Annotated in this window: 5 protein-coding genes; 4 read left to right on the forward strand and 1 reads right to left on the reverse strand. The window is 51.1% G+C overall.

Annotated elements, in window-relative coordinates:
* Window positions 1–70: 70 nt before the first annotated feature.
* The 4 genes from rraA (at window position 71) to OXG87_05915 (ending at window position 3,474) form a co-directional block, all read left to right on the forward strand.
* Window positions 71–568: a ribonuclease E activity regulator RraA gene (gene rraA / locus OXG87_05900; GenBank protein ID MCY3869072.1), complete on the forward strand. Its 498-nt coding sequence runs from the start codon at window positions 71–73 to the stop codon at window positions 566–568.
* A 34-nt stretch (window positions 569–602) separates the two neighbouring features.
* Complete coding sequence (locus tag OXG87_05905) at window positions 603–1,970, forward strand: sulfatase-like hydrolase/transferase (protein ID MCY3869073.1); 1,368 nt, start codon at window positions 603–605, stop codon at window positions 1,968–1,970.
* A 9-nt stretch (window positions 1,971–1,979) separates the two neighbouring features.
* Window positions 1,980–2,963, forward strand: coding sequence for an aldo/keto reductase (locus OXG87_05910; protein MCY3869074.1), 984 nt, complete (start codon window positions 1,980–1,982; stop codon window positions 2,961–2,963).
* Window positions 2,964–3,126: 163 nt separating this feature from the next.
* A complete protein-coding gene (locus tag OXG87_05915) occupies window positions 3,127–3,474 on the forward strand; it encodes a hypothetical protein (protein MCY3869075.1) in 348 nt (115 codons plus the stop codon).
* 78 nt (window positions 3,475–3,552) lie between these two features.
* Here the strand turns inward: OXG87_05915 and OXG87_05920 are convergent.
* Window positions 3,553–4,158, reverse strand: a 606-nt coding sequence (locus OXG87_05920) for an aldo/keto reductase (GenBank protein MCY3869076.1), incomplete at its 5' end; no start/stop codon positions are given.

Below are 4,158 nucleotides of genomic sequence, written 5' to 3' on the forward strand. Positions count from 1 at the left end.
CGCTTTTGGGACGCAATTATAGGGCGTAAAAATGTAGATATACTGTTCAAAATATTTTAAGAGGTGATTAATGGCTTTCAAAACTACTGATTTGTGCGATGAACACGAAACCGATCCCGCACTTCAAGTTGCCGAGCCGATGTTCAACGACTATGGCGGCGTTACGGCATTTTGCGGCCCGATAGCCACGGTCAAAGTGCGCGAAGACAATGTGCTGGTGCGCGAGATCCTCGAAACCCCGGGCGAGGGACGCGTTCTCGTCGTCGATGGCGAGGGTTCAATGTGGTGTGCGCTTTTGGGGGATATGGTCGCTGAAATCGCCAGTGACAATGGCTGGTCGGGGATTGTCATAAATGGCGGTGTGCGCGATGTGTCTGAACTTGCACAAATTGAAATAGGCGTCAAGGCGCGTTTTGCTGTGCCGCGCCGCAGCCGAAAAGAAGGCAAGGGACGCCAAAATACGCCTCTTGCTTTTGCCGGTGTCGCGTTTCTTCCAGGCGATTATCTCTACGCCGATGAAGACGGCATTTTGATTGCTACGAGAGATTTGTTAGACGCGCAGGCTTGACCTGCGATACAACCTTATATTATGGAGATAAACTATGCCGCAGACAGATCGACCCAATATTCTCTTTATTATGGATGACCAGCATCGTTTTGATTACATGGGCTGTGCAGGTGCTGATTTTGTTCGCACCCCTAATATTGACCGTCTGGCAAAGCAAGGGGTGCATTTTACCCAATGCACGACCAATTGTCCGGTTTGCGCGCCTTCGCGCATTGCACTGGCTTCTGGCATGCAGCCTTCGCGCCTCGGTTGCGTTGGGAACAATTGCTTCTTGCCTCGCAGCCAACCGACTTATTACCAGCAATTGCGCGATTACAATTATTACGTGGGTTGTGTGGGCAAGCTCGATCTGGCCAAACCCGATGGGTATAATGGACGCGATGGCGACAGGCCCGCTACGTATATGTGGGGCTTTACACATCCGGTTGAATGCGAGGGTAAGATGCACGCCGGACATTCCAAAACACCGCAGGGACCTTATAACCACTTTTTGGAGGAAAGAGGGTTGCTCGGTGCTTTTGTCGATGATTATACCCGTCGCTCTAACGAGGGTTATCACGCTTCCTGTCACGATTCGGTCTTGCCCACCGAAGCTTTTGAGGATGTGTATATTGGGCAGCGATCTGTCGAGTGGATTGAGAATATTCCCGGGGATTTTCCCTGGCATTTATTTGTGAGTTTTGTGGGGCCTCACGATCCTTTTGATCCGCCAGCCGAATACGGAGAGAAGTACCGCGATGCAGAGATGCCACCCGCCACGCCTGCAAATTTGCCGGGTAAGCCCGCTTACTTAAAAGATCGCATCAAAGATATGACCCCGGAAAAAATCGCAGAGACCCGACGGCAATATTGCGCGGCAATTGAAGTTATTGACGATCAGATCGGCGAGATGCTCGCGGCAGTGGAACGGCGGGGGATGGCCGATAATACGTATGTTATTTTTTCCAGTGACCACGGAGAAATGCTGGGCGATCACGGTTTGTACACCAAAAGCGTGCCTTACGAAGCATCGGTACATGTTCCCCTCATTATTGCTGGGCCTGGGATTGAAGGCGGTCGCGTCTCAGATGCTCTCGTTGAACTCATTGACATGAATCCAACGATATGTGATCTCGCTGGCGTGCCTCCGCTTTCGGATATCGATGCGCGATCAGTTGGCGCGGTGCTTCGCGGAGAGGCAGAGGAACACCGCACGGAAACCGTAAGTGGCATACAAAATTTCAGGTGTATCCGTACGCGGGAGTACAAATTGGTGGAGAACTACAACGATGTTACGGAACTCTACGATTTGATTGCAGATCCGACAGAAGAACACAATATTGCCGAACAGGAGCCAGAGGTACGGCGCGAATTGTCTCGCCGTCTCTCAGCGCGTTATTTAGAAGGCACCTGGTATCGGTAGGAGGAAATCGTGAAATACACCAAACTGCCCGGTACGGATATCGATGTCTCTGTTATTGCTCTGGGCTGCTGGCCTTTTGCTGGTGGTGATGTTTGGGGAGAGCAAGACGACGATGTGTCTATCGCGACGGTGCATGCCGCACTCGATGCGGGTATTACCTTTTTCGATACGGCAGAAGGCTATGGCAAGTCCGAGCGCGTGCTGGGGCAGGGTCTCAAAGGTCGTCGGCAAGACGCGGTGATCGCCACCAAAGTTGGCGGCGGTCATCTTTCGTCCGATGATTTGCCCAGAGCCTGCGAACAGAGTTTGAAAAGTCTGCAAACCGATTATATCGATCTATACCAAATTCACTGGCCCAATCACAATATTCCCATCGCAGAAACAGCAAGCGCACTTCAACGTCTCCGCGATCAGGGAAAAATTCGGGCTATTGGCGTTTGTAATTTTGCCTGCGGCGATTTGCGCGACTTGCTCGCTGTTGCCGATATTGTCACCAATCAGTTATCCTTTAGCTTGCTCTGGCGCGTTATTGAACGCGAGATTCAGCCGATGTGTTTGGAAAACAATATTGGCATTATCTGTTATAGCCCACTGATGCAGGGGTTGCTTACCGGACGTTATGCCTCTGCGGATGATGTGCCAGATGGTCTGGCGCGAACCCGCCTGTTTTCGGATGACCGCCCCATGTCCAGACACAGTGAAGAAGGCTGTGAGGCCGAAGTATTTGACGCGCTGGGAAAAATTCGCGATGTCGCTGATGAAGCAGGCGTTGTAATGGCAGAGATTGCCCTTGCCTGGGCACTACAACAACCCGGCATTACATCGCTTCTGGTGGGCGCGAGAAATCCCGATGAAGTGCAATGGAATCTCCCTTCGGTTGATCTCGCATTGTCTGAAGATATACTGCAACGCTTATCTGAGATCACAGAAGGTGTTAAAGACAAACTCGGCAATAATCCCGATATGTGGATGTCGGCGTCGAGGATGAGGTGAAAGGTATCCGCAGATGGACGCAGATGGACACAGATAAAAGGCGAGAGGCAAAGAAGGGCTGGGGGTTGAGCGGACGGGATTTGATCGCTATTGGAAACACGATGCGACTTGTCTTTGTCTCATTTTTTAGATACGCTACGTTAAAGACGATCAGGAGGCTCTCATGGCTCATCTTCAGATTGACGACCCAGAAACATTTTTTCGCACCTTTGCAGATCTTTTGGCTGCTGGCGAAGACGACAAGCACATGGCCCGAAAATTGGGATGCTCGCGGGGCGAAAGCAAGCGCAGGCGACAGGCATTTCAAAAAGGGGGCATTGTGACGGGAAAGGGCGTATCGAAAGAAAAATTGGATGCGTGGCTGTCTTCAAGTGACGGCCAGCGCGCACAACGCCAGTGGGAAGGGCATCACAAGCGTCAACAGGCTATGGGGGCAACGGGTACCAAACCGCAAAAGGGATTTCGCAGACAGCCCGAGGTCAAGCGCGGTTGGATGCGGCAAAAGATTTGAGGTAGTACAATACCATCAAAATAAAAAGGCCGGTGGGTGATGTTCCATCGGCCTTTAATATTTTTATATCTCTCACTCTCATCGGTCGTCGCGTTTTAAGTCCAGCCAATCGAGTTCTTCTGGTGTGAGTTTCAAATTGAGAGCCTCGATATTGGCCTTGCACTCATCGGGATGGAATACGCCGATTAATGAAAAGAGATTCAGGGGCTGATTCAGGTTAAATGCCAGCGCGATTTGCGGCACAGTTAGCCCTTTTTCTTTTGCCAGTTTTCCCGCGCGGTCCAGGCGTTTGAAATTTTGTTCGTAACAATAGGCTTCGACACAGGAGCCGGGCAGGTTTGCCTTGTAGTCTTCAAATGTTTCGCGCGTAAATCTGCCTGAGAAAAATCCCTGTGCGAGACTCGACCAGGTAAATAAGGGCATGTTTTGTTCCGCATACCACGCGCGGTCCGCCTCGTTGTCAGGTCCACTGATGCTGATACAGCCTCTCCAGGGTTCTCTTACCTGTTCTGCAAGGCTGTAATTGGGGCTGCTCACGGTGAATGGCTCCAGGTTGTGCTTATATGCGTATTCATTGGCTTCTTGAATGCGCGGCACTGTCCAGTTCGATCCGCCAAATAGTCCGATTCGACCCGCTGCTTTGTGTTCGTTTAGTATCTCTACTATGGGACCAACTTCGATATT

It is taken from the genome of Gemmatimonadota bacterium (assembly GCA_026706845.1).
Taxonomy (GTDB): domain Bacteria; phylum Latescibacterota; class UBA2968; order UBA2968; family UBA2968; genus VXRD01.